We start from the raw sequence: 22,791 nt of genomic DNA on the forward strand, positions 1-22,791 counted from the left end.
CACTGACGGCGGAAGCGGTCAGCGCACGACGGTGTCAGCCACCAGTTCCAGCCCGTCGGCGCGCGGCTCCACGTCCGTCAGCACGCCGCTCAGGTCGCCGGCCTGGGCGGCAGCATTGCCCGAGCGGCTGACGCGGATCTCCACGCGCACCTTGCCGGCTTTGGACAGCGTGGCATCCGGCGACATGGACGTGCTGTCGTCCAGCACGAACGCCCGCGGCAGGTCCGCAACCTGCATCTTCAGGATGGCGACCGGCATGCGGGATCCCTCCATGGGGCGCGCCAGGATGAAGACGGTGTCGTTCGGCGCGACCTGGCCGCGCAGCGTGTCGGCGATGCGGGCCTGACCGGTGATGCGGGCGGGCGCGGAGGGCGTGGCGGCCGGAGCGGCGGGCGTTGCGGAAGCAGCCGGCGTCGACCCTGCCACCGCAGGCGATGCGGACGAGTTATCCGACGCAGCCGCCACCGACGCTCCCCCAGCCCCACCCGTCGCCATGGCGCGCGCCTGCGCGATATTCGTCTGGATCTGCCGTGCCGCCTCCGATTCTGCCGGCAGCAGCTTTTGCAACCGTTCCCAGTGCGTCAGCGCCTCGGCGGCGTCGCCGCGGCGCAGCGCCATCATGCCGGCCAGCGCCAACGCCTTGGGCTGATCCGGCTCGGCCTGCAGCGCCTGCGCGACGGCCGCGATGGAATCCTCGTCGGGCTGGCCCTGCCGCGCCGACAGCAGCGCGTCGGCCAGATCGGCCAGCACCACGGGCTGGCCGGGCACCAGCCGCAGCACCTCCCGATACGCGGCAATGGCGTCGTTGTAGCGGCCCAGCGTTTCGTAGGAACGACCCAGCATGTACCAGCCATCGGCATCATCGGGCGAGGCGCGCAGGCGCTGGGCCAGCGCGTTGATCGCCAGCGCCATGTCGTTGTCCGCCTCCTGCGCATGGGGTTCAGGCGTTTGCGCCATGGCGATCGTGGCCGCCGCGCGCGGATTGCCCAACTGCCCGTACAACAGCACGGCGGCCACCGGGACGGCCACCGTCAGCACGCACGCCGCGGCAATGCCGGCGCGCTGTCCGCCCAGCCGCGCGCGGGGATCACGGCGCATCGCCAGGTCCTGCAGCAGATCGCGTTGCAGCTCTTCGTCGGCGCGGGCGTGCGCTTGCGGGCTGAGCGCGCCATTAGCCAGATCGCGCCGCAGTTGCTCCCGCTGCGTCAGGTAGAAGGCGCGCACGCTGGCGTCCGATGCGGTCTCCGCGGCAGGCGTGCGGCGCAGCAGCGGCGGCACGAGGCAAAGCAGGGTGGCCAGCAGCAGGGCCAGGACGATGAGCCAGAGCGTGGTCATGAGCCGGAATCCAGGAAGCGGGCGGCGCGGACGCGTTCGTCCGCGGTCAGCGGTGCGCGCGTGCCGGCGCGCCGTTTCAGCGTGCGCACCAGCACCAGGAAGCCCACGGCCAGCAGCGCGAAGGGGCCCACCCACAGCAGCCAGGTAATCGGCTTGAAGGGCGGGTCGTAGCGCACGAAGTCGCCGTAGCGGTCTTCGAAGAAGCGCATGATTTCCGTGTCGGTCTTGCCTTCGGCAAGTTGGCCGCGGATGAGCTTGCGCATGTCCAGGGCGAGGGGCGCGTTGGATTCGGCCAGGGTCTGGTTCTGGCAGACGAGGCAGCGCAGGCCGTGCGCGAGCTTGTCGGCGCGCTGTTCCTGTTCGGGTGACAGCACGGGTGAGGGAGCCGGCGCTGCGCGAAGGGTCGCCGGGGTCAGGAATGTGACCAGCAGGCCGGTCACCAGGACGGCCAGCATGGCGACCGTTAGCAGCTTTCGGGGCAGCCGATGCCACGGCGGCAACGGACGGCGTTGCACACGCCGGGCCCTCATTGCAGCGCCTCGATGACCGGCTGCAAGCGGGTACGCCATAGCTCCGGCGTGATCAGCCCCAAATGCTTGTACCGGATGCGGCCGTCGCCGTCGATCACGAACGTCTCGGGCACGCCATACACGCCGTATTCGATGCCGACGCGCCCGTCGACGTCGCTGGCCGACGCCAGGTAGGGATTGCCATTGCGCGCCAGCCACTGCCGCGCCTCGTCGGGTTTGTCCTTGTAGTTCAGCCCATACAGCGCGATGCCATGGCGCTGCGCGGCCTCGCGCAGTACGGGCAGCTCGTCCTTGCACGGCCCGCACCAAGACGCCCACACATTCAGCAGCCAGACCTTGCCCCGCTGCGATTCCACGTCCAGTGTCTTGCCGGGTTCCAGCAGATCCGGCAGGCCGATGGCGGGCGCGGGCTTGTCGATCATGGCCGACGGCACTGCGCGCGGATCGCGCGACAGTCCCTTCGCCAGGAACACGGCCATGGCCAGGAATACGGCAAGCGGCAGCAGATAGCGCAGCATCAATAGCCCTCCCGCGCCGCGCCCGCGGTCTCGGGTAGGGCGGCGTGCGCGTCCTTGCGCGCCTGCGCCTCGCGCGCGCGGCGGTAACGTCCGTCGCCCGCGGCCAGCAGCCCGCCCAGCGCCATCAGGATGCAGCCGGTCCAGATCCACGTCATGAAGGGCTTGACCTGGATGCGCACTGTCCAGGCGTTATCGGCCACGGGTTCGCCCAACGCCACAAACAGGTCGCGGGTAAAGCCGCTGTCGATGTCAGCCTGGCTGAGCGCCATGTCCTGCACGGTGTAGTGGCGCTTTTCCGGATACAGCGTCACCACGGGTTTGCCATCCCGCACCACTTGGAAAACGGCGCGCTGCGCGGTGTAGTTGGGGCCGGTGGCCGGCCCGATGCCGGCAAACGTGAACTGGTAGCCGCCGGCTTCCTGCGTGGCGCCCACGTCGACGCGAAGCTCGCGTTTGACCTCGTAGCCGTTGGCCAGCGTGACGCCCGCGATGAAGACGCCGATACCCGCATGCGCCAGCAGCATGCCGTACCACGAGCGCGGCTGGCGGGTCAGCCGCCGCAGCAACTCGCCGTCGCCATCGGTCAGGCGCTGCCAGGCATGCGCCCCGGCGCTGGCGACCGACCAGGCGGCCAGCCACAGGCCCAGCACGATCATCGGGGAACCAAAGCGCGAAGCGCCGGGCATCGCCAGCGGCACAAGCACCGCCGTCAGCACGCTGACCGCAAAGGCCACGCGCAGGCGCTTGCCCAGGTCGGGAAGCTCTGCCTGCTTCCAGCGGGCGACCGGCCCTACGCCCATCAGGAAAATCGCAGGCGTCATCAGCGGCACGAACACGGCTTCGAAGTAGGGCGGGCCGATGGAGATCTTGCCCCACTCCAGCACGTCCAGCACCACCGGATACAACGTGCCCAGCAGCACGGAACCCGCCGCGACCGTCAGCACGACGTTGTTGGACAGCAGCAGCGATTCGCGCGACAGCAGCGAAAAGCCGCCGCCCAGCCCGACCGTGGGCGCGCGCCAGGCGTACAGGGCGAGCGAACCACCCACTATCACCGTCATGAAGGCAAGGATGTACAAGCCGCGCCCGGGATCCACGGCGAAGGCGTGGACCGAGGTCAGCACGCCCGAGCGGACCAGGAATGTGCCCAGGATGCTGAGCGAAAAGGTGCAGATGGCCAGCAGCACCGTCCAGCTGCGGAAGGCGCCGCGCCGCTCGGTGACGATCAGCGAATGAATCAGCGCGGTGCCTGCCAGCCACGGCATGAAGGAGGCGTTCTCGACCGGATCCCAGAACCACCAGCCGCCCCAGCCCAGCACGTAGTACGCCCATGCGCTGCCCAGCAGGATGCCGATGGTCAGGAACGTCCACGCGGCCAGCGTCCACGGCCGCACCCAGCGCGCCCACATCGCGTCCAGCTCGCCCGACAGCAACGCCGCGATGGCAAAGGCGAACGCCACCGAAAAGCCGACGTAACCCATGTACAGCATGGGCGGATGCACGATCATGCCTGGGTCCTGCAACAGCGGGTTCAGGTCGCGGCCGGCCATCGCGGCCGGAATCAGGCGCTCAAAGGGATTGGACAGGAACAGCATGAACAGCAGCAGGCCGACGCTGATCCAGCCCATCACCGCCAGCACGCGGCCCACGAAAGCCAAAGGCAGCCGCTTGCTGCACAGCGCCACCGCCAGCGTCCACGCCGTCAGCAGGAGCTGCCACAGCAGCAGCGACCCTTCATGCCCGCCCCAGACGGCCGCGAAACGGTAGCCGGCCGGCAGGTCGGCGTGGGAATTCGCGGCCACGTACAGGACCGAAAAGTCGTTGTGCACGAAGGCCCACGCCAGGCAGGCGAAGGCGAGCGTCGTCAGACCGAATTGCCCGATGGCCGCAGGCCGCGCCACGCGCAGTCCCGCCTGCCAGCCAGTGGCTGCGCCGATGAGCGGCAGGACGCCCTGCGCCAGCGCCATCAGCAGCGCAAGGATGAGGGCGAAGAGGCCGATTTCCGGGATCATTGCGCTTCTGCCTGCAGGGTGGCGGGGGCTCGTTGCTCCGCCTTCTTGATCGCGTCGGCGGCTTCGGGCGGCATGTAGTTTTCGTCGTGCTTGGCCAACACTTCGGTGGCGCGGAACACGCCGTCCGCGCCCATCTTGCCGGCCACCACCACGCCCTTGCCCTCGCGGAACAGGTCCGGCAGCAAGCCCTGATAGGTGACGGGCACGGCGTGGGCGGTGTCGGTCACGGCAAAGCGCAGCGTCAGGCCGTCGGCCTCCCGTTGCAGCGAGCCTTGTTCGACCAGGCCCCCGACGCGATAGCTGCCGCTGGCGGGCGCCTCGTGCGCGATGACCTGCGTCGGGCTGAAGAAGAACACCAGATTCGATTGCAGGGCGTTGAGCACCAGCGCGGTGGCCAGGCCCAGCAGGGCAAGGCCGCCCACGATGGCGAACGCGCGGCGTTTGCGCGGGCTCATCGGCGCGTCCTTCCTGCGTGACGCGCGGAACTGGCAACATCCTCCTGCCGCTGGCCGCTTCGACGCGCGCGCCGCCACAGCGCCAGCACTTCCCACGCCATCACCGCGAACGTGACGCCGTAGGCGCCCAGGATGTACGGTCCATGGCCTTGTAGCGAAAAGAGGGTGTCCCAGCTCATGGCGCCTCCGTCCGGGCGCCGCTTGCCGATGCGCCCGGCTGTCCGCCGTCCATCTGTCCGGCGATCTTCTGAATGGCGCCCGGCTCGCGCGTTGCAATGATCCCGCGCACGCGCGCCAGCGCGACCGCTGCGCTGTACAGCCAGAACGCCGCCACCATCAGCAGCATCGCGGTCACCATGATGCGCGCCATGCTCGGGGCGGTTGTCAGATTGATCGACGCGCCCTGATGAAGCGTGCTCCACCACTGCACCGAGAAATAGATGATCGGCACATTGACCACGCCCGCCAGCAGCAGGATCGCGCCGCCCCGGTCCGCGCGCTGCGTATCGTCGGTGGCGGCCTGCAGCGCCATGAAGCCCAGGTACAGGAACAGCAGGATCAGCTCGGACGTGAGCCGCGCGTCCCAGACCCACCACGTGCCCCACGTCGGCTTGCCCCACAGCGCGCCCGTCCACAGCGTCAGGAACGTGAAGATTGCGCCGGTGGGCGCCAGCGCGCGCATCATCATGAACGACAGGCGGGTGTTGAAGATGAGCCCCAGCGCCGCATAGCCCGCCATCACCAGGTACAGGAACATCGACATCCAGGCCGCGGCCACGTGGATGAACAGGATGCGATAGACCTCGCCCTGCTGGCTGTCGACAGGCGCGACCACCAGCCCGGTATACAGCCCGGCCGCCGCCAGCAGCGCGGCGCCCACGGCAAAAAACGGAATCATGCGCCCGGCCAGCGGGTAGAACAGCGCCGGCGACGCGTAGCGCATCCAGCTGGATCGCGCGGGGGCGGCGCGAGGGGAGTCGAAGGTGGAGGGATTGTGCATGGATACCTCAGTCCAGCGCCACGCGCAGCGCCGCCGACGCGCTCCAGGGGCAAAGCAGGATCGCCAGGCACAGGCCGGCGCCCAGCAGCGAAAGCTGCGGCCCCGCGCCCAGGCCGGCATGCGTGGCCGACACGGCGCCCGCGCCGAAGATCAGCACCGGCACGTACAGCGGCAGCACCACCAGCGGCAGCAGTGCGCCGCCGCGCAGGCCCAGCGTCAGCGCCGCGCCCAGGCCGCCCACCAACGCCAGCGTCGGCGTGCCCAGCAGCAGGGACAGCACCAGGATGCCGATGGCGTGCGGCGACAGGCCAAACTGCAGCGCCAGCACCGGGCTGGCAAGAATCAGCGGCACGCAGGTGCTGAACCAGTGCGCGCCCAGCTTCACGCCCACCAGCAGCGGCAGCGGATGCGGCGACACCAGCAGTTGCTCCAGCGCGCCGTTGTCGTAGTCCTGCGCGAAGGGACGATGCAGGCTCAGCAAAATGCCAAGCAGGGCGCAAACCCACAAGACCCCCGGCCCGATCGCCAGCAGCAGCACGGGATCGGGACCCACCGCCAGCGGAAACAGCGAACCCGTGACGATGAAGAACAGCGTCGCGCCCAGCGTGTCCGCCGGTCGACGCCAGGCCAGCCGGACTTCACGCAATGCCAACTGAGACAGCGTTGCCAGCATCCGCGTAGTCATCCATGTTCAGGGTTTGTGTGTGATGGGCAGGCGTGCCGGGCGCGCGGTGCGAGGCGACGACAGCGGCGCCGCCCGCGGCCAGATGCGCGCGAAGCGCCTGCGCCAGGTGTTCCAGGCTGGCCGCGTCCAGGCCCGCGTCGGGCTCGTCCAGCAGCCACAGCGGCTTGGCGCCCAGCACCAGGGCGGCCAGCGCCAGCCGGCGGCCCTGGCCCTGCGACAGGCGCGCGGCGGGCGTGTGCAGGCAGGCGCCCAGGCGCCAGTCGTCAAGGCAGGCGGCGATCGCGTCGTCGCGCCGCGGCGTGCCGGCCACGTGCAGGCTGCACCGCAGGTTCTCCAGCGCGGTCAGGTCGCCCGACAGGCCGTTGCCATGCCCCAGATACGCCGTGCGCGCAAAGTGCGCCGACGGATCACGGCGGATGTCGCCAGCCGGGTCGAAGATGCCGCCGTCCAAAGGACGCAGCAGGCCGGCCAGCATGCGCAAGAGGCTGGTCTTGCCGCTGCCGTTGGCGCCTTGCACGTTCAATAGCTGCCCAGCGTGCAGATCAAAATCCAGCGCGCCGGGGCCGCCGCGCCGGCTGACCAGTCCGCGCGCGCTCAGCACCGGCAGCGGCGCGTCAGCGGGCCGCATTGGCCACCTCGTTGGACGCCCTGGCCGGCGGCGTCGCTTCGGAGGTCTGGCCAGGCGGAATGTGCGGCAGCGTATGGGCGATGCCCTTGTGGCAGTCGATGCAGGTCTTGGACCGGTCCGCGAGATAGGTCGAGTGCATGTTCTGCGCCCGCACGCTCTGGCGGGTGAAGTCCATGTATTCGTAGTTGTGGCAGTTGCGGCATTCCAGCGAGTCGTTCGCCTTGAAGCGCGCCCATTCGTGCTGCGCCAGTTCCAGCCGCTTGTCGACGAACTTCTCGCGCGTGTCGATGGTGCCGAAGATCTTGCCCCAGACCTCCTTGGACGCCTGCATCTTGCGGGCGATCTTGTCGGTCCAGTTGTGCGGAACGTGGCAGTCCGAGCACAGCGCCCGCACGCCGGAACGATTGGTGAAGTGGATCGTGCCCTTCAGCTCCGAGTACACGTTGTCGCGCATTTCATGGCAGCCGGTGCAGAACTTCTCGGTGTTCGTCAGTTCCATGGCGGTGTTGAACGCGCCCCAGAACAGGATGCCGCCGATGAACCCGCCCACCGTCAGAAAGCCCAGGCTGAAGTGCACGCTGGGCCGGCGGATGATGTTCCAGTAACGCTTGATGAGCTTGACCATGACGGGCTCCTGTCCCTTACTTCTTGTCGGGCGCCGGAGCAGAGAGGCGCTTGAGGATCACGTCGATGTCCTGGAAATTGTTCGGGACCAGCGGCTTGGCCTCCGTTTGCGGCACGTGGCATTGCAGACAGAAGTACCGGCGCGGGGACACTTCGGCCAGCACGTTGCTGTCGCGGTCCATGTAGTGCGTCACGCTCAGCGGCACCGCCTGCGTCTGCTCGGTGTTCACGCGGGCGTGACAGGCCAGGCAGCGGTTGAAGTTCTTGTCGATCTGGTAGCCGTCGATCTTGTGCGGAATGGTGGGCGGCTGCATCGAGTACGTGCGCATCCGCCGCACGTCGCGGTTCTCGACCGGGGGCATCAGCGGCGGCGTGGCCGACTCGGTCAGGGGCGTCGGGCCCCGCATGGGATCGATCATCGGATCGGTCGGCGCGGCCCAGGCGTTGGCGCCGATCAGAAAGACCAGGGCGATCGAAGTGGCGCGAATGTTCATGAGCGTCTCCGTCGGGCCGTCAAGCCTTGGTGATCTTGACCGCGCACTTCTTGAAGTCGGTCTGGAACGAGATCGGATCGGTGGCGTCGAGCGTGACCTTGTTGATCAGTTGGCCGGCATCGAACCAGGGCACGAACACCAGGCCGCGCGGCGGCTTGTTGCGTCCGCGCGTTTCCAGCCGGGTCTGCATCTTGCCGCGCCGCGACGCAATCTCCACCAGTACGCCGCGCCGCAGGCCCATGGCCTGCGCGTCGTCCGGGTGCATGAAGCACACCGCATCGGGAAAGGCTCGGTATAGCTCCGGCACGCGCCGCGTCATCGACCCCGAATGCCAATGCTCCAGCACGCGGCCGGTCGACAGCCAGAAGGGGTATTCCTCGTCCGGCACCTCGGGGGGCGGCTCATAGGGCAGGGCATAGATGTTGGCCTTGCCGTCGGGGTTGCCATAGAAGTTGAAGCCGGAGCCCACCTTCACGTACGGATCCGCCTTTTCGCGATAGCGCCAGCGCGTCTCGACCCCGTCCACCACGGGCCAGCGCAGGCCGCGCACCTGGTGATAGGTGTCAAACGGCGCCAGGTCGTGGCCATGGCCGCGGCCGAATTCCGCATATTCCTCGAACAGGCCCTTCTGCACGTAGAAGCCGAACGCCTTGGCCTCGTCGTTGGCGTATTCCGGATCCAGTTCCGTGTTCGGAAACTTGTTGACCTTGCCGTTTTCGTACAGCACCTGAAAGAGCGTCTTGCCCCGAAGTTCGGGCTTTTTGGCCAGCAGGTCCGCGGGCCAGACTTCGTCGGTCGTGAAGCGCTTGGAAAACTCCATCAGTTGCCACAGGTCCGACCGCGCGCCGCTGGGCGCGTTGACCAGCTGGTGCCAGAACTGGGTGCGGCGCTCGGCGTTGCCGTAGGCGCCTTCCTTTTCGACCCACATCGCTGTAGGCAGCACCAGATCGGCCGAGATCGTGGTGACCGTCGGGTAGGCGTCGGACACCACGATGAAGTTCGCCGGATTGCGGTAGCCGGGATACCCTTCGTTCAACATGTTGGCCGCGGCCTGCATGTTGTTGTTGACCATCACCCAGTAGGCGTTGATGGTGCCGTCCTTCAGCATCCGGTTCTGCAAGACCGCGTGCGCGCCCACCTTTTCAGGGATGGTGCCGTCGGGCAGCCCCCAGACCTCTTCGGCGCGCGCCCGGTGCTTCGGGTTGGTCACGACCAGGTCCGCGGGCAGGCGATGCGAGAACGTGCCTACTTCGCGCGCGGTGCCGCAGGCGGACGGCTGGCCCGTCAACGAGAACGGGCTGTTGCCCGGCGTGGAAATCTTGCCCGTCAGCAAATGGATGTTGTAGACCAGATTATTCGCCCACACGCCGCGCGTGTGCTGGTTGAACCCCATGGTCCAGAACGACATGACACGGATCTTCGGATCGGCGTACAGCTCGGCCAGCGCTTCCAGATTCCGCTTGGGCACGCCGGTCAGCTTGGCGGTGTAGTCCAGGTCGTACTTGGAGACGAACTTCGCGTATTCGTCGTAAGTGATCGGGCGCGAGCCGCCGGCGTTGTTGGCGTTCTTGGCGGCCTTTTGCAGCGGGTGCTCGGGACGCAGACCGTAGCCGATGTCGGTGTTGCCTTCCAGGAACCGCGTGTGTTCGTCGACGAATTCCCGGTTGACGCGCTTGGTCTTGATGATGTGGTTGGCGATGTAGTTCAGGATCGCCAGGTCGGTCTGCGGCGTGAAGGTCAAAGAGATGTCGGCCAGTTCATACGACCGGTTCTCGAACGTGGACAGCACCACCACCTTGGTATTGGGCTTGCTCAACCGCCTGTCGGTCACCCGCGTCCACAGGATGGGGTGCATTTCCGCCATGTTCGCGCCCCACAGCACGAAGGCGTCGGCGTTTTCGATGTCGTCGTAGCAGCCCATGGGCTCGTCGGCGCCAAAGGTGCGGATGAAGCCTACCGCCGCCGACGCCATGCAGTGGCGCGCGTTCGGATCGAGGTTGTTGGTGCGAAACCCCGCCTTCATCAGCTTGAGCGCCGCGTAGCCTTCCCAGATCGTCCACTGGCCCGAGCCGAACATGCCGACGGCTTCCGGGCCCTTGTCCTTGAGCACGCGCTTGAACTGTTCGGCCATGACGTCGAACGCCTGGTCCCACGACACCGGCGCCAGCTCGCCATCCTTGGCGTACTTGCCGTCCTTCATGCGCAGCAGCGGCGTCGTCAGCCGATCGTTGCCGTACATGATCTTGGACAGGAAATAGCCCTTGACGCAGTTCAGGCCGCGGTTGACCTCGGCGTTGAAGTCGCCGTGCGTCGCCACGACCTGGTTGTCCTTCACCGCGACGTTCACGCCGCAGCCGGTCCCGCAGAACCTACAGGGCGCCTTGGACCACTTCAGCTTGGCGGCTTCCGAATCCGTCACGATGTTCTGCGTGTAGCCCACGATGGGGATGCCGGCTACCGTGGCGGCAGCGGCGGCGGCAGATTGCTTGATGAACTCTCTACGAGCCATGGACATCGTCAATCTCCTCATTCATCGCGGCAAGCGTGTCGGAATGCTGATAGACCAGCGCCGACGCCAGCACGCCGTCCAGCCGCTGGATCTGCGCTATCTGCGCAAGCATGTCTTCGGTAGAGGGGGCTTCCAGGGTGACGACCAGCTTGCCGGTCTCGGAAGCGCCGTGGATTTCCGCGCCGCCGATCGCGAGGATCGCGCCGCGCACGCCCGCCAGCCGGCGCGGGGCGGCATGCACCACCATGCTCGCGATGTGCAGCTCGGGCGCCGCGCTACAGGGCGCGGAGGCGGGCTGATGGGGGGGAATGGGGGGGCGGAGGCTTTGCATCAGCTTCCCGGGGGGCCTGCGAACATCTGGTAGATCCAGACCGCAAAACCGTACCCGGCCACGATGATCACTGCCAACACCGGGGCCATGACTGCCGTCAGGAATAGGAAACTTCGCAGTTCCTGGGCTTTTGTGTAGCCATCGGATTCGTCTTGCACACACCACCTCGCAGCAGAAACTTGTGGGGGTATTGCGTTAAACGTACAGATGCGAAAGTTTGTAGCAGATACGCTTGCGCGGCGTCAATGTTGCAACACAGCGAAATAATGTCGGAGAGATTACAGAGCCGGGGAAAGGGGGCGCGTGCGATCACCGGCAGGGGGCGATCGAAAGCGGGGTATCCGGCGGCCCCCAGTCGATTGTGCGGATAAGCTGACAACGGTTAAATCCGCAGCCAGTTGACCGGCAGCCGGAATAACCGGTTGCGGATTAGCCGGCTGCGATTTGCTTGCACCGCGTCAATCGTTAGCGCATCAACCGATCGCGCCGTAGATACACCGCGCGTCCGCCGCCGTCGCCAGCGGCCGGCCCAGCGCCCGCGCGCCTTGCGCGGCCTGGGCGACCAGCGCCGCGTTGTCCGGCGCCACCGACCCGTCGCGCAGCTTCAGATTGTTTTCAAACCCGACTCGCATATGGCCTCCAAAGGCCGCCGCGGTCGTAACGCAGGCGTTTTCCTCGGGACCGAAGGCGCAGATCGCCCAGGGCAACGAATGGTCGTAAGCGGCCAGGAACGGCAGCAGGTCGTAGGCCGACGACGTCTGTCCCGCGCTGTAGCGGCCCAGCACGAACAGCACCGACCATGCGCCCGGCGGCACCAGTCCGCGCGCGCGCAGCGACAGCCAGCGGCGCACGTCGGCGTCGTCGTACAGGATGATCTGCGTCATGACGCGTCGGTCGGCCAGCCACGCCAGGAAGGCGGCCAGCTCCGATTCCGGAATGCCGGGCACGGCGATTTCGCGCAGGCCGATGGAGACGGCTTCGGGCTGCAATTCGCGCACCATCGCAATCTGCTCGGCGGCCTGATAGACGCCCGCCGCCTCGCTCGTCACCTGCACCAGCAGTTCGTCGCCGACGGCGCGCTGCACCGCCGCGAGCGCGTCGCGATAGGCCTGCGCATCCAGCAGATGGCTGCCGTCGGGCTTTCGGACGTGCATGTGCATCATCGCGGCGCCGGCGTCCAGGCATGCCCGGGCCTCGGCGGCCAGCGCGTCTGCGGTCAGCGGCACGGCGGGGTGGTCGGCAGCCTTCTTGTACGCGCCGTTGGGCGCGACGGTGATGATGACGGGCGAGTCGGCCAACGCGGCGCGGGGGAGGGCCGGAGCGGTGGCTGATGCAGAGGTGGCCATGGTAGCGGGTGCGCAAGCAGGCACGGAGTGGGTTGCAGGCGAATTCAAGGCTTGATCTCCGGCAGTTCGGGAGCGATCAGGTCCAGGCCGGCGCGCAGCAGCCGGTCGTAACGGGCGCGCTCTGCGGTAATAGTCTCGGGCGTCCAGGCATAAAAACCTTCGCCTGCCTTCATGCCATGCCGGCCGTCCGCGGCGCGTTCGGTCAGACAGCGCGCCGGATGGTCGGCGTTGCAGAACGTGGGATACATGGTTGCGCCGGCCGCCGCGTGCACGTCGATGCCCGCGTGATCGCGCTGCATCACGGGACCCGCCGCCAGGAACCGGAAACCAAATCCGAACCGCACGGCGGCGTCCACGTCCTCGGGCGACGCGATGCCGCGGTCGATGAGGTCGAAGGCTTCGCGCGACAGCGCGTGCTGCAGGCGGTTCGCCAGAAAGCCCGGCAGATCCTGCTTCACCTTGACCGGCACGCTGCCGCAGCGCCGCATGAAGTCGATCAGCGAATCCGCGCAGGCCTCGTCGCTGGCTTCGCCCAGCACCACTTCCACGAGCGGCACGAGGTGCGCCGGCATGAAGAAGTGCAGGCCCAGCATGCGGCCGCGCGTGTCCAGCCCCTGGCTGATCGCGCTGATCGGGAAGCTGGAACTGTTGCTGGCCAGAATGGCATCGGGCCGCGTGCGCCGCGCCAGGTCCGCAAAGAGCGCCTGCTTGATGTCCAGGCGCTCGGGAATGCACTCGATCACCAGATCCACCGTGGACCAGTCCACCTCGTCCAGCGACGGCGCGGTGGCCAGCAGGGCGGCGTTTGACTCGCGCCCGATGGTCTTCAGGTTTTCCGCCACGCGCGCCGGCAGACCGGCCGCGCGCTCGGCATTCGATTCGATCACCGTCGTGCGGCACGCCGCGCGCGTCAACACGACGGCGACATCCGCACCCATCGTGCCGCCGCCCACCACCACCGCATGCGCCGCGCCCGGATTGGGCAGCGCGTTCGTGTCTTTCTGCATGCTGTTCTCCTGATTCTGAAATCACGCTTGGGCGCGAGTGTAGAGAAGGGCGGTTGATTGATGAATCAGAATTTTTGAATAGAATGATCGGTCAATCAGATCAATAGGCCGGGGACAAAACATGCAGATCAACCTGTCGATGCGGGATATCGACACCACGCTGGTGCTGGGCCGAACGCTCAACTTCCGCCAGGCCGCGGGGCAGCTGCATCTGTCGCAATCCGCGCTGTCCACCCAGATCCAGCGCATCGAGGACGCGCTCGGCGTGCGCCTGTTCGACCGCACCACGCGCACGGTGCGGCTGACGGCGGCGGGCGAGGTCTTCCTGCAACAGGCCGCGACCCTGCAGGCGGCATTCCGCGATGCCATCGCCGCGGTCGGCAGCATCTCCAGCGCGGAACAGGGGCAGGTGTCGGTGGCGGCGTTGCCATCGCTGGCAGCACGGCTGCTGCCGCGCGTGCTGATGACGTACCGCCAGGCGCACCCAAATGTGGCGCTCAAGGTTCGCGACACGCTCTCCGGTCCGGCCTTCGACCTGGTGCGCGCGGGCGAGGTGGACTTTGCGCTGACCGCCGCCGACCCGCAGCACGCCGACCTGCACTATGTGCCGCTGATGTCCGACAGCTTCATCTTGCTGATTCCGGAGGCACATCCGCTGGCGCGGGCCAAAGGGCCGCTGCGCTGGGCCGACACGGCTGGAGCGGAACATGTATCCATGGTGCATCCAAGCAGCGTGCGCCAATACACGGAATGGGCCTTTCTGCAGAACCGCATCCGCTTCGCACCCGCATTCGAGGCCGAGCACCTGACCACCATCGTGGCGATGGTCGAATGCGGGTTTGGCGTCGCGGCGTTGCCGGAAATCGCCGCAGGCGCGGTGGCGCAGACCGGCATCGTGCAGCGGCGGCTGACAGCGCCGGTGGCCGAGCGCTCGATTGGGTTGGTGACGGCCCGCCACCGCAGCTTGTCGCCGGCTGCGGTGGCGCTGGTGCAGACGTTGAGGGAATACGTGGCGGCGCAGCCGCGGCAATAAAAAAGCCGGCCTCATGGCTGAGGCCGGCTCTGCGGCATGAAGGCGATTCGCGGCGTCGGCCGTGAACCGCTGCAGGCCCGTTGGATCAAAAGTCAATCTGCGCCGACAACAAGAACGTACGCGGCGCAGCAACCGTCGCGTACGAGCCGCTGGCCAGCCAGAAGTCCTTGTTGAACAGGTTCTCGATGTTTGCGCGGAACACCACGGAGCGGCCCAGGATCTCGGTGTTGTAGCGCGCGCCGATGTCGTAGCGCGTCCACGAGGGCAGGGTCAGCGTGTTGGCCGCGTTGAAGTACATCGACGACGTGTGGATCACGCGGGCGTTCAGGCTCAGGCCGCGGACCCACGGCGTGTCCCAGTCCACCCCCAGGTTGAAGGTGTTCTTCGGCACGCCGTTGGCGTCGTTGCCGTCGTTCACGCCGCCTGCGGTCTGCTTGAGCGTGGCGTCGTAGAACGTGGCGCTGGCCATCATGCGCAGGCCCGGCATGGCTTCGCCGAAGGCGGCCAGTTCCAGGCCGCGATTGCGTTGTTCGCCGTCGAAACTGTAGATGCGCGTGTCGGGATCGGTCATCGAGTTCGGGCGCGTGATCTGGAACACCGAGGCGCTGGTGATGATCTTGCCCCAGTCGACCTTGACGCCCGCTTCATACTGCTTGGACTTGTACGGTGCGAAGACCTGGCCGGCGTTGGCGGCGGTGGCCGGCGCGATGCCGCCGCGCGTCAGGCCGGACGTGAAGTTGCCGTACAGCGAGACGTTGGAGATCGGCTTGAACACGATGCCTGCGACCGGCGAGATCGCGCTTTCGTCGTAGGAGCCAGTGCGCGCGCCGGTGGTGGCCGAGTAGTTGTCGAGCACGACGCGCTGGTTGCGCATGCCGCCGGTGATCAGCAGGGTGTCGCCGGCGAAGGACAGGGTGTCGGTCAGCGTGTAGCTGGTCAGCTCGGTCTTGGATGCCTTTTGCGGCGCGCCGCGGTCGGCGGTGACGGGCGGTAGCGGGGCGGGCCGGAAGATGCTGGACGGCACGCCAGGACCGGAGGAGGTGACGTAGGCGTTGCCGGACTCCTGGTCCAGGCGCGTGGCCGACAGGTTCACGGTGTGGCCGATGCCCCAGGTATCGAAGCGGGCGCGCAGACCGATGTCGCCCGTCCACGTGCGCGAGTACGAATCGTAATAGGCGTTGGACACCGTGAAATTGCCCTGCGCGTCTGCGGGACCCGACGGGAAGGTCTGCTCGGCAGTGCCGTAGCGGTAGCCGGTGGCGCCGTAGACCATCAGGTGGTCATTGATGTCGTACTCGAGGCGGGTGGCCACGGTCGAATCGTTCAGCGTGAGCTCGGTGCCGGGGTAGAAATTGCGATGGCCCGAGGGCGGGGAGGGCAGCGAAGTCACATTCGACTGAAAGCCGATCTGCGGACGGAAGTTGTCGATGTTCTCGTGCTGGGTGTAGGCGTCCAGCGACCAGCGCAGCTTGGTGCCGCGGTAGTCCAGCGCCAACGCGCCCACGCCTTGTTCCTGCCTGCCGTCGTCGATGTTGGTGTCGCCGTTGCTGTAGACGCCGTTGACGCGGATGCCCCATTCGTTGTTGTCGCCAAAGCGCCGGCCCATGTCGAGCTGGCCGCCCAGTTGCGATTTGCTTTGGTAGGTGGTGGTCAGGCGAGTCAGGGGCTCGTCGCCGGCGCGCTTGGTGACGATGTTGATGCCGCCCCCGATGCTGCCGTTGGGGCCGATGCCGTTCATCAGCGTGCCGGGGCCTTTCAGGACTTCGACGCGCTCCATCATGGCGGCGGGCATGCGGCTGGCGGATGCCAGGCCGTAAAGGCCGTTCAGGCCGACGTCGCCGGCAGCCACGGAGTAGCCGCGGATCTGGAACTCGTCGGAAAAGCCGCCGCTGGAGGTGGTGGTGCGCACCGAGGATTCGCTGATGACGATGTCGGCCAGCGTGCGCGCCTGCTGGTTCTCGATCATCTGCGCGGTGTAGTTGGTGGTGCTGAACGGCACGTCCATGACGTCGCCCGTGCCCAGCACGCCCAGGCCGCCGCCGCGCGCCACCTGACCTCCCGCGAACGGCGCGGGCAGGTGGGGGTCGGCGGCGGAAGCGGTCACCGTCACGGCGGGCAGGTTGGTGGTGGCGATGCCCGCGTTGGCGGGGCGGTCCAGGACGTAGCTGCCGTTCGACTGCGGCAGCACGCGGATGCCGGTGCCGGCCAGCAGGGCGTCCAGACCGCCCCGCACGCCGTAGGTGCCGCGCAGCCCGTTGCTTTGCAGGCCGACCGTCACTTCGGGCCGGAACGACAGCACGATGCCGGCTTCGCGTCCGTAGCGGCCCAGCGCGTCCTCCAGCGTTCCCGCGGGGATGTCGAAGCTGCGGGTGGCGGCGGCCTGCGCGTGGGCGGCGGTGGGGATGGCCAGCGCGGGCGCCGCGAGCAGCGTGGCGGTGGCGATGCGGCCCGCCAGGCGCGCCGTGGCCGCGCGTCGCAGGAAACGGGAGGACTGGCGCTTGGGCGCCCGGACGTGATTCATGAACTGGCCTTTCAGAGAGGTGAGGTTGCTGTGTGCTCACCTGCCTTGACCCGCCAGATCGCAAAACGGATCAACTATTTTGTAACGGCGGTGCGGGACGTGCCGGGCCGGGGCCGGCGATGAGGTGCAGCCGGCGTCCGCGCCAGAGCCGCGTCTCGGTTTCGACGCGGACATCCAGCGTGGCGCTGAGCGCGGCCAGCACCTTGTCCACGTTGCTGACAGGAAACGAGCCTGACAGCCGGAGGTCCGAGACGGCGGGGTCGCAGCTGATCGTGTCGCGGCTATACCGTCCCAGCTCGGCGACGAAGTCGGCCAGTCGCATGCCGCGGGCCACGATGAACCCGTCCTTCCAGGCGATCTGGTTTTCCTCTGCGGTGGCGGGCTGCGCGATGCCCCGCGCGGAGTAGTTGGCGCGCAATCCCGCCTGCAATGTCAAGCCGTGCTCGGCATCGTCACGCGGCCGGATCTGGACAGCGCCTTGGAAAACGCTGACTTCCGTCGAGCCATCCAGCAGCCGTACGGCGTACTCGGTGCCGAGCGCGCGCGCGGTGCCGTGGGCGGTTTCAACGCAGAACGGCCGGTTCGGCGTACCCGATTCGTGGGCCGTCGCGATCAGGATCTCGCCCGCGATGAGCGTCACGCGCCGGCGGTCGGTGGTGTAGTGCACGTCGATGGCGCTGTCCGTGTTCAACACCAGGCGGGTGCCGTCCGGCAGCGTAACGTTGCGGCGTTCGCCAATGGCGGTGCGATGGTCCGACGTCCAGCTGCGCCACGGCGTGATCTGCCCCACGCCCCACGCCGCGCCGCTCGCGATGGCCAGCGCGCTCATGGTTTTCAAGGCGCGGCGGCGCTGGGCGGAAGCAGGTGCGGCCAGCGCTGCCTTCGCGATGGCTGCGTTGGCGGGTCCGGCCAGCGGCCGCAGCGTGCCCTGCACGGATTCAATGCGCAGCCACGCGCGCTCGTGGTCCGGGTGCGCAGCGCGCCAGGAGGCCCATTCGCGCACCGTTTCCGGCGCGACGGGTTCGTCTTGCAGTTCCACCAGCCATTCCAGCGCGCGCTGCGCGACGGCGGGCGGCAGGGTGGCGGCGTCGCGCGTGTTTCCGTACCAGGACGAGGCGGACATGCGCCGGCTCATCCCGTGAAGGAAAGATCGGCAAAGCAGCAGCGCTGCAAGGCCTTGACGAGGTAGCGCTTGACGGTGGGGATCGAGATTCCCAACGCGTCGGCCACCTGGGCGTGGGTGTGACCTTCAAGCTGCGACAACAGAAAGGCCTGCCGCACGAGGGCGGGCAGGCCGTCCAGCAGGCGGTCCAGCTCCAGCAAGGTTTCCAGCACGATGGCCCGGTCTTCGGGCGACCAGTGCACCGCTTGCGGCGCCTGGGCCAGCGCGTCCAGGTACGCGCGTTCGAGCTTTTCGCGGCGCCAATGGTTGGACACCAGATGCTGCGCCACGGTGGTCAGAAACGCGCGCGGTTCCGTGAGCGTGGCGGGAATGCGTTCGCTGCTCAGGAGGCGGATGAAGGTGTCGTGCGCCAGGTCTTCGGCCTGATCTGCATTGCCCAGGCGGCGTCGCAACCAGCCCCTCAGCCAGGAGTGATGATCGCTATAAAGTGTTTCGATGGAGGAGGGGAAGGCGCATCCCGGCGTACTCAAGATCCAACCTTTTGGTCTAGCCGCCGGCGCCTCGCAGTGGGAGGCGGGACAACTGCACATGCGAATTTCTGGAAATAGTAATTGTTATTATTACCGATTCCAGGCACGGCTTGTCAAATTGTTGCCGAGCGCGCACGGCCGGGCGTTGCCCGGAAACGTCAGACGTAAGTGGCGAGGCGGGGCGGTCGGATGTGAGCGTTTGGACGGCGAGCCGTTACACGCGAGCGGTTAGACCGACGCGGAAGGCGCCAGATAGGTGCCCTGCGTCTGCGCATACGCCTGTTGCGACGCCAGATAGGCATCACGCGACGGAATCAGGTGATCACGGCACACCACCATCAGCGCGTCGCGGTCGCCGTCGCGCAGCGCCTGGATCATCGTCCAGTGTTCCTGGCGCGCGCGTTCGCGGTGCCCGGCCGTCACCAGCGAGCCGAAGCGGATCGGGTGGGTGCGGCGCGCGTATTCCTCGATGGCCTGTCCCAGCACCGCGTTGTCCAAGAGCCCAACGAATTCACGATGAAAGCGCTGGTTGCTGCGGAACACGCGGCGCGCGTCGCCGGCCGCGACAGCCGCATCGTGTTCGCGCTGCACCGCCACCAGCGCGGCCAGCCGCGCCTCGGACACGGGCAGCGGCATCTGGCGGGCGGCGTGCACTTCCAGCACTTCACGCAAGGCATAGAGCTCCATCACCTCGCGCACGGAAAACGCGCGCACCACCGCGCCGATGTTGCGCTTTTTCTCGACCACGCCCAGCAGTTCCAGGTCGACCAGCACCTGGCGCACCGCGTGCCGCTTCATGCCGAAGCGCGCCATCAGCTCGTCCTCGGTCAGGCGTTCGCGCGGATGCAGCCGGCCGAAGACGATGTCTTCTTCCAGCGTGGCCACCGCTGCCTGGACGGCGTCGGGGGCGGGTTCCTGCAAGGCGGCGGGCGTGATGGCGTTCATGGCAAAAGGCGGGGTTACTTCTTGGGGACCGTGTCGTTCGTGACACCGGCGCGCAGGAAGTCGAAGTCGACGCCCTGATCGGCCTGCGTCACCGACTGCAGGAACAGCTTGCGGTAGCCGCGGTCGGCGGTGGGGCGCGTGATGGGATTGGCGGCGGTGCGGCGCGCAAGCTCGGCGTCATCGACCAGCAGCGCGATCTCGCGCCGGGCCACCGACAGGCGGATGCGGTCACCGTTCTGCACATAGGCCAGCGGACCGCCGATGGCGGATTCGGGCGTGACGTGCAGCACGATGGTGCCGGCCGCGGTGCCGCTCATGCGGCCGTCCGAGATCCGGACCATGTCCTTGACGCCTGCGCGCGCCAGCTTCTTGGGAATGGGCATGTAGCCGGCTTCGGGCATGCCGGGCGCGCCGGTGGGGCCGATGCGCTTGAGCACCAGGATGTCGTCGGCGGTCACGTCCAGCGCGTCGTCGTCTATGCGGCGCGCCATGTCTTCGGCGTCCTCGAACACGACGGCGCGGCCTTCGTGCTCCATCAGCTTGGGATTGGCGGCCGATTGCTTGATGATGGCGCCGCCGGGCGCGAGGTTGCCGCGCAGCACCGCCAAGCCGCCCACCGGATAGATGGGGGCGGCGGCCGTGCGGATGACGTCCTGCTTGAAGGGCGGCGGGGCGTCGTCCAGTTCTTCGCCGAGCGTGCGGCCGGACACGGTGAGGACGTCCAGATGCAGGAACGGGCGCAGCTCGCGCAGCAGCGCGGGCATGCCGCCCGCGTCGTGGAAGTCTTCCATATAGTGCTGGCCCGACGGCTTCAGGTCGACCAGCACGGGCGTCTCGCGGCTGATGCGGTCCAGGCCGGCCAGGTCGATGTTGATGCCCAGACGGCCGGCGATGGCGGTCAGGTGGACGATGCCGTTGGTCGACCCGCCGATGGCGAGCAGCACGCGCAGCGCGTTTTCGATGGACTTGCCGTTCAGGATGCGGTCCGGGGTCAGGCGCGAGGCCGCCATGGCGACGGCCGTGGCGCCGGTGTGTTCAGCCACGCGGACGCGGTCTGCGGTGACGGCCGGGGCGGACGCGCCGCCCGACACCATCATGCCCAGCGCCTCGGTAATGCAGGCCATGGTGCTGGCCGTGCCCATGACGGAACAGGTGCCGACACTGGCAACCAGCTGGTTGTTCACGTCGGCGATCTCGACGGCGTCGATCTCTTCGGCGCGGTAGCGGCCCCAGTAGCGGCGGCAGTCGGTGCAGGCGCCCACGCGTTCGCCGCGGTGCGAGCCGGTCAGCATCGACCCGGTGACGAGCTGGATGGCGGGCACGCCGGCCGAGGCGGCGCCCATCAGTTGTGCGGGCACGGTCTTGTCGCAGCCGCCGATCAGCACGACGGCGTCCATCGGCTGCGCGCGGATCATTTCCTCGGTGTCCATCGACATGAGGTTGCGCAGGTACATGCTGGTGGGCTGCGAGAAGCTCTCGTGCACCGAGATGGTGGGGAAGTCCATGGGCAAGCCGCCGGCCAGCATGACGCCGCGCTTGACGGCCTCGATGAGTTGCGGCGCGTTGCCGTGGCAGGGGTTGTAGCTGCTGCCGGTGTTGACGATACCGATGATGGGACGCGCCAGCGCATCGTCCGACAGGCCCGCGCCCTTGATGAAGGCCTTGCGCAGGAACAGCGAAAAGCCAATGTCGCCGTAGTTGGTCAGCCCGCGGGCGACGCCGCGCGCGGTGGCGCTGTCGCTGTCAAAAGGGCCCTTGCCGGGCTTGCCGCCCTTGGTGTCGTCCGTCATTTTCAGTCCCGATAATATTATTGATAATCCTGCGGCGACATCATATCCAGCCCGTTGCCGGGCCTGCAAGCGGTTTATGGCAGTAGCTTAATTGATCTGCTTTAGAGATCAGTCGATAGAAAAATACCGATTCTTCAATCAAGGGTGGCCCCCTACACTGGCGCCGTTGACGAACCGGGCGTCCGTTCATTCCTATACCCATCCCGGCTGGAGAGACCACATGTCAGACCTGCGTCTGCGGCCGCGCCGCGCCGTGCTGTTTTCCCTGCTGGCGCTGTGCGCCGGCGTTTCCGCCCCGGCATTCTCGGCCGACGCCTATCCCGACAAGCCGATCCGCATGATCGTGCCTTACCCGCCCGGCGGCGCCACCGACGTGATCGGCCGCGTGCTTGCGCAGGAACTGACGGGCGCGCTGGGCCAGACCGTGGTGGTGGAAAACCGCGCGGGCGCAGCCGGCAACATCGGTGCGGACCAGGTGGCCAAGGCGCAACCCGACGGCTACACGCTGCTGATGGGCGCGCTGACCAGCCACTCCATCAACGCCGCGCTCTACCGCGGCCGCGTCACGTACGACGTGGAAAAGAGCTTCGCGCCCGTCGCCATCGTGGGCACGGTGCCCCTGGTGTTCGTGGTGAACCCGTCGGTGCCGGCCAAGACGCTGCCCGAGTTCATCGCACTGGCCAAGTCCAAGCCCGGCTACATGACCATGGCATCCGCCGGCAACGGCTCGCCCCAGCATCTGGCCGGCGAAATGTTCAAGCGCACCGCCGGCGCGGACATCCTGCACGTGCCCTACAAGGGCAGCGGCCCGGCGATGACCGACCTGATGGGCGGCCAGGTGCTCAGCATGATCGAAACGGTGCCTGCCGCGCAGGGCAACATCAAGGCGGGCAAGCTGCGCGCGCTGGCGGTGACCTCGCCGCAACGCGTCGATGCGCTGCCCGACGTGCCTACCGCCGCCGAAGCCGGCCTGAAGGACTTCGAGGTCAGCTCGATGTTCGGCATCGTGGCCCCGGCCAACACGCCCGCACCGGTCATTGATCGCCTGAATGCCGAGCTCAAGAAGATCCTGGCCAAGCCCGAGGTCAAGGCGTCGCTCTTGAACCAGGGCGCGATTGCGACGTGGACGTCGCCTGCTGACGCCAGCGCGCGTGTGTCGGCTGAAGTCGCGCGCTGGACCAAGGTGATCGACGAGGCGGGCGTGAAGGGCGAGTAAGCCGCTTCGGACGGCGCGCCGCGCCTCATTGCTCCCTACGCCGGAAATTCGCCACGGATTTCCGGCGTTCTCATTTTTGCGGCTTCTGAAAGGAACCGAAATAATCGCTTCCGCCGCCTTGTGCGCTGCGCTGGGAAAGACGCTGTATTTCAGAGAATT

The 22,791-nt window shown here is 67.5% G+C and carries 23 protein-coding genes; 2 read left to right on the plus strand and 21 right to left on the minus strand.

The features are described from left to right. Positions 1–18: 18 nt before the first annotated feature. The 16 genes from ccmI to B2W22_RS27710 form a co-directional block, all read right to left on the minus strand. Positions 19–1,335, minus strand: a complete 1,317-nt coding sequence (gene ccmI / locus B2W22_RS27635) for a c-type cytochrome biogenesis protein CcmI (RefSeq protein WP_286940369.1) — start codon at positions 1,333–1,335, stop codon at positions 19–21. Then, positions 1,332–1,790, minus strand: a complete 459-nt coding sequence (locus B2W22_RS27640; protein WP_175138573.1) for a cytochrome c-type biogenesis protein — start codon at positions 1,788–1,790, stop codon at positions 1,332–1,334. Before B2W22_RS27640 ends, ccmI begins: the two co-directional genes overlap by 4 nt. 71 nt (positions 1,791–1,861) lie before the next feature. Beyond that, positions 1,862–2,383, minus strand: a complete 522-nt coding sequence (locus tag B2W22_RS27645; RefSeq protein WP_175124117.1) for a DsbE family thiol:disulfide interchange protein — start codon at positions 2,381–2,383, stop codon at positions 1,862–1,864. After that, positions 2,383–4,395, minus strand: coding sequence for a heme lyase CcmF/NrfE family subunit (locus tag B2W22_RS27650; protein WP_286940372.1), 2,013 nt, complete (start codon positions 4,393–4,395; stop codon positions 2,383–2,385). The genes B2W22_RS27645 and B2W22_RS27650 overlap by 1 nt, the downstream gene beginning before the upstream one ends. Continuing rightward, positions 4,392–4,850: a cytochrome c maturation protein CcmE gene (gene ccmE, locus B2W22_RS27655; protein ID WP_286940374.1), complete on the minus strand. Its 459-nt coding sequence runs from the start codon at positions 4,848–4,850 to the stop codon at positions 4,392–4,394. Before ccmE ends, B2W22_RS27650 begins: the two co-directional genes overlap by 4 nt. Continuing rightward, positions 4,847–5,029 (minus strand): heme exporter protein CcmD, encoded by a 183-nt coding sequence (ccmD, locus tag B2W22_RS27660; protein ID WP_279973297.1) that lies wholly within the window; start codon positions 5,027–5,029, stop codon positions 4,847–4,849. Before ccmD ends, ccmE begins: the two co-directional genes overlap by 4 nt. Further along, complete coding sequence (gene ccmC / locus B2W22_RS27665; protein WP_286940377.1) at positions 5,026–5,850, minus strand: heme ABC transporter permease CcmC; 825 nt, start codon at positions 5,848–5,850, stop codon at positions 5,026–5,028. The genes ccmD and ccmC overlap by 4 nt, the downstream gene beginning before the upstream one ends. A gap of 7 nt (positions 5,851–5,857) precedes the next feature. Further along, the gene (gene ccmB / locus B2W22_RS27670) at positions 5,858–6,523 is read right to left on the minus strand and encodes a heme exporter protein CcmB (RefSeq protein ID WP_105238346.1); all 666 of its coding nucleotides are present in this window, start codon (positions 6,521–6,523) and stop codon (positions 5,858–5,860) included. Then, positions 6,489–7,163, minus strand: a complete 675-nt coding sequence (gene ccmA, locus B2W22_RS27675; RefSeq protein WP_286940379.1) for a heme ABC exporter ATP-binding protein CcmA — start codon at positions 7,161–7,163, stop codon at positions 6,489–6,491. The genes ccmB and ccmA overlap by 35 nt, the downstream gene beginning before the upstream one ends. Continuing rightward, positions 7,150–7,788, minus strand: a complete 639-nt coding sequence (locus B2W22_RS27680) for a cytochrome c3 family protein (protein WP_056569895.1) — start codon at positions 7,786–7,788, stop codon at positions 7,150–7,152. Before B2W22_RS27680 ends, ccmA begins: the two co-directional genes overlap by 14 nt. A 16-nt stretch (positions 7,789–7,804) precedes the next feature. Further along, positions 7,805–8,281: a nitrate reductase cytochrome c-type subunit gene (locus B2W22_RS27685; RefSeq protein ID WP_056569896.1), complete on the minus strand. Its 477-nt coding sequence runs from the start codon at positions 8,279–8,281 to the stop codon at positions 7,805–7,807. 19 nt (positions 8,282–8,300) lie between these two features. Beyond that, positions 8,301–10,796, minus strand: coding sequence for a periplasmic nitrate reductase subunit alpha (napA, locus tag B2W22_RS27690; protein WP_218343435.1), 2,496 nt, complete (start codon positions 10,794–10,796; stop codon positions 8,301–8,303). Beyond that, positions 10,780–11,121 (minus strand): chaperone NapD, encoded by a 342-nt coding sequence (locus tag B2W22_RS27695; protein WP_286940382.1) that lies wholly within the window; start codon positions 11,119–11,121, stop codon positions 10,780–10,782. Before B2W22_RS27695 ends, napA begins: the two co-directional genes overlap by 17 nt. Continuing rightward, a complete protein-coding gene (gene napE / locus B2W22_RS27700) occupies positions 11,121–11,279 on the minus strand; it encodes a periplasmic nitrate reductase, NapE protein (protein ID WP_056569899.1) in 159 nt (52 codons plus the stop codon). Before napE ends, B2W22_RS27695 begins: the two co-directional genes overlap by 1 nt. A gap of 315 nt (positions 11,280–11,594) precedes the next feature. After that, a complete protein-coding gene (locus B2W22_RS27705; RefSeq protein WP_286940384.1) occupies positions 11,595–12,467 on the minus strand; it encodes a 3-keto-5-aminohexanoate cleavage protein in 873 nt (290 codons plus the stop codon). 44 nt (positions 12,468–12,511) lie between these two features. Next, positions 12,512–13,474, minus strand: a complete 963-nt coding sequence (locus B2W22_RS27710; protein ID WP_175124126.1) for a 3-hydroxyacyl-CoA dehydrogenase family protein — start codon at positions 13,472–13,474, stop codon at positions 12,512–12,514. Positions 13,475–13,595: 121 nt separating this feature from the next. Here B2W22_RS27710 and B2W22_RS27715 point away from each other — a divergent pair, with 121 nt between their 5' ends. Further along, positions 13,596–14,507: a LysR family transcriptional regulator gene (locus B2W22_RS27715; protein ID WP_175124127.1), complete on the plus strand. Its 912-nt coding sequence runs from the start codon at positions 13,596–13,598 to the stop codon at positions 14,505–14,507. An 85-nt stretch (positions 14,508–14,592) separates the two neighbouring features. Here B2W22_RS27715 and B2W22_RS27720 read toward each other — a convergent pair whose 3' ends face one another. The 5 genes from B2W22_RS27720 to B2W22_RS27740 form a co-directional block, all read right to left on the minus strand. Beyond that, positions 14,593–17,028: a TonB-dependent receptor gene (locus tag B2W22_RS27720; RefSeq protein WP_175124128.1), complete on the minus strand. Its 2,436-nt coding sequence runs from the start codon at positions 17,026–17,028 to the stop codon at positions 14,593–14,595. 70 nt (positions 17,029–17,098) lie between these two features. Next, entirely contained in the window at positions 17,099–18,151 is a 1,053-nt protein-coding gene (locus tag B2W22_RS27725; RefSeq protein WP_175124129.1) for a FecR family protein, read from the minus strand. Between the two features lie 8 nt (positions 18,152–18,159). Further along, positions 18,160–18,681, minus strand: coding sequence for a sigma-70 family RNA polymerase sigma factor (locus tag B2W22_RS27730; RefSeq protein WP_175124130.1), 522 nt, complete (start codon positions 18,679–18,681; stop codon positions 18,160–18,162). 228 nt (positions 18,682–18,909) lie between these two features. Beyond that, positions 18,910–19,626, minus strand: a complete 717-nt coding sequence (locus B2W22_RS27735) for a GntR family transcriptional regulator (protein ID WP_286940387.1) — start codon at positions 19,624–19,626, stop codon at positions 18,910–18,912. Positions 19,627–19,640: 14 nt separating this feature from the next. Then, positions 19,641–21,416, minus strand: a complete 1,776-nt coding sequence (locus B2W22_RS27740; RefSeq protein WP_286940388.1) for an IlvD/Edd family dehydratase — start codon at positions 21,414–21,416, stop codon at positions 19,641–19,643. 220 nt (positions 21,417–21,636) lie between these two features. Here B2W22_RS27740 and B2W22_RS27745 point away from each other — a divergent pair, with 220 nt between their 5' ends. Then, on the plus strand, positions 21,637–22,632 hold the full coding sequence (locus tag B2W22_RS27745; RefSeq protein WP_175124133.1) for a Bug family tripartite tricarboxylate transporter substrate binding protein: 996 nt from the start codon (positions 21,637–21,639) through the stop codon (positions 22,630–22,632). Positions 22,633–22,791 lie beyond the last annotated feature (159 nt).

Source organism: Achromobacter sp. UBA4530 (assembly GCF_002388205.1).
GTDB lineage: Bacteria > Pseudomonadota > Gammaproteobacteria > Burkholderiales > Burkholderiaceae_B > Achromobacter > Achromobacter animicus.